The sequence below is a fragment of the Lutibacter sp. B1 genome (assembly GCF_012524075.1).
GTDB lineage: Bacteria > Bacteroidota > Bacteroidia > Flavobacteriales > Flavobacteriaceae > Lutibacter.
In genome coordinates this window covers 1-2,104 of the sequence record NZ_JAAZUI010000071.1, presented here as the reverse complement: position 1 = coordinate 2,104, position 2,104 = coordinate 1, and the positions used below count along the sequence as shown (strand labels likewise).

3 protein-coding genes are annotated in these 2,104 nt (G+C 27.3%); all 3 read right to left on the bottom strand.

Annotated features, from left to right (window positions below; translation table 11 throughout):
• The coding region (locus tag HGB55_RS14780) for a hypothetical protein (protein ID WP_168817818.1) at positions 1-277 on the bottom strand (277 nt) is incomplete at its 3' end.
• Positions 278-341: 64 nt separating this feature from the next.
• Positions 342-1,340, bottom strand: a complete 999-nt coding sequence (locus HGB55_RS14775; RefSeq protein ID WP_168817816.1) for a glycosyltransferase — start codon at positions 1,338-1,340, stop codon at positions 342-344.
• A 166-nt stretch (positions 1,341-1,506) separates the two neighbouring features.
• Complete coding sequence (locus tag HGB55_RS14770; protein WP_168817814.1) at positions 1,507-1,962, bottom strand: hypothetical protein; 456 nt, start codon at positions 1,960-1,962, stop codon at positions 1,507-1,509.
• Between the last annotated feature and the right edge of the window lie 142 nt (positions 1,963-2,104).

The window sequence follows — 2,104 nt, the reverse complement described above, 5'->3', positions numbered from 1 at the left end:
GAGGAAATTTTATTAATTGTATTTCTGAACTTTTTGAAAATTTCTTTTCAAGTATTTCTTGAATTTCTGGAGAAAATCCACCATTTGCATTTAAATCATAGGGAATCAAAATCAGAATCGTTGGTTTTTCGGTTTTCTCTAGTTTTGTGCTTTGGGAAAATCCAACAAAAAAGAATAATCCAAATATTGTTAAAATCGGTATTATTTTCTTTCTACAATTTTTCATCGTAATATTAGCCAACGGTCTTGTATATGAAAAGTAGCGGATTTTATTCACTAACTTTTCGGCTTATAACTGACCTTTAATTTAGTCATTTTGTTTCGATTAAGCGATTAAACAGCTATTTTTTATATACGTTGTTGTGCAAAGTTCTAATTTTTTCAATCACTTTGTCTGGTGATAATTCTTGCTCAAAATATTTTCGCGAATTTTCTTTAAGAATGCTTCTTAATTTTTTATCCGTAATTAAAGTTTCTATTTTCTCTTCAATATCTTCTTGAGTTCCGTTTGTAAGTATTATGTGCTTTTTATCAACTAATTCGGAAGGAAGTTGTCTTGATAAATCAGTCGATATTATCGCTTTTCCAAAACATAAAAATTCAGCCAATTTCCAACCGTGACAATCCAGAACTGCTGGCGTATTAAATGCAATAATGGATTTTTTCGTCTTTCTCATAAAAGATTCCATTGTTTCTCGAGATTTCATTGTTAAATCCTCAAAGCCTTTAATGTCGTTTTTTGTTCTTGGTGCGAATCCCCCCTCAAAATTGATTCTTTTTGTTAAACAAGCTTTAATGAAATTAGCTCTATATTTATTTGTTTTAATTTCTTTCTTCCATAATGAACCAGCAAAAAAAATATAATTATCTTGTTCATAATTTGGGTAATAATCATTTATTTTTGGTCTATATAATTGAGCTTTGTAGTTAGAAAAAAATCGCTTTATATTATCTATTCTCTTCCGAGATTTTATAAAATTAAGAATTGCTAAAAAGAGAGTTTTTGATGGCGAGTATATTTTAATTCCAAAACTAGGTCCAATACTTACCAATTTGGTGGTATTATATTGTATATTTTCATCTATATTGATTTTACAATAGAAATCTGACCAAGTTAATGCTTTAGAATCTATCAGAGATGAATCTGCATAATCAATTATTATTCTTCGATTAATTAAATTATCTTTAATTATAAATGCAAAGAAATGATTGTTGAATTTAAAGTCAGAAAAAGGTTTGTTTTTAAAGTATAAGTTCTTACTTCCAAAAATTTGTTCAAGTCCTTTAATGTAAAAAGATGAATAATGAATATCACAACCTGAATCAATATATATTTTCATTCTGTAAATTTCTGTTCTTGTTAATTTTGCACAACGTTGGTGTGTATGATTAGTTGCGGAAAAGGACGCAGTCATTTTCCGCTATAAACCAAAGATAATTAATAAGAATGAAATTCCGTTAGGAATTTCAGCCGCAATTAATTATACACGTTGTTAGCGGTAGTTATTATTTCCAAGTTTTAATCTTAGTTTTAAATTTTTTTAAATTAAATGAACTCATCATTTTCTCAAGCTCAACATTATTAATTTCACCTCCATTTTTTTCATGAATTAGAATATCATCATTCTCTCTTTTAATTATGTATAAAGAGTCTTTTTTTTCATCACAATGTTTGCTGAAAAAGTCAATTTCATAAATTATTCTGTTTAAATTTTCTTTATCGTCAAAAAAATATTTACGATTTGTTTTTCCGCATTCTGGATTTGAAATATATTCAATTCCAATTAGTTTATTTTTTTTCAAATATGCGTAAGCTGGATGTAAAAAATCTCCGTCAAACAATTTTTTGTCATACCCAAAAACGTGATATTTGAATTCTAAATTATATCTATGATCGTAAATTATTACAGCTAAAATAAAAGTTGTAAAAATCAAAAAAATCGACTTGAAGCGTTTTTTCATTTTTTAATTACCGCTAACGGTTTAGGCTATGTTGTCGTTGTGGAAAAATTGGCAAGATTTTTCCGCCATAGCAATTAGTTTAGTAAATATACGAGGATTTTCTGAAAAAGAAAATCCACCACAATGCAATATAGCCATTGTT

Bases quoted from the DNA above. Each gene is read 5' to 3' on its own strand.
- HGB55_RS14775 (WP_168817816.1), bottom strand. From the start codon at position 1,340: ATGAAAATATATATTGATTCAGGTTGTGATATTCATTATTCATCTTTT.
- HGB55_RS14770 (WP_168817814.1), bottom strand. From the start codon at position 1,962: ATGAAAAAACGCTTCAAGTCGATTTTTTTGATTTTTACAACTTTTATT.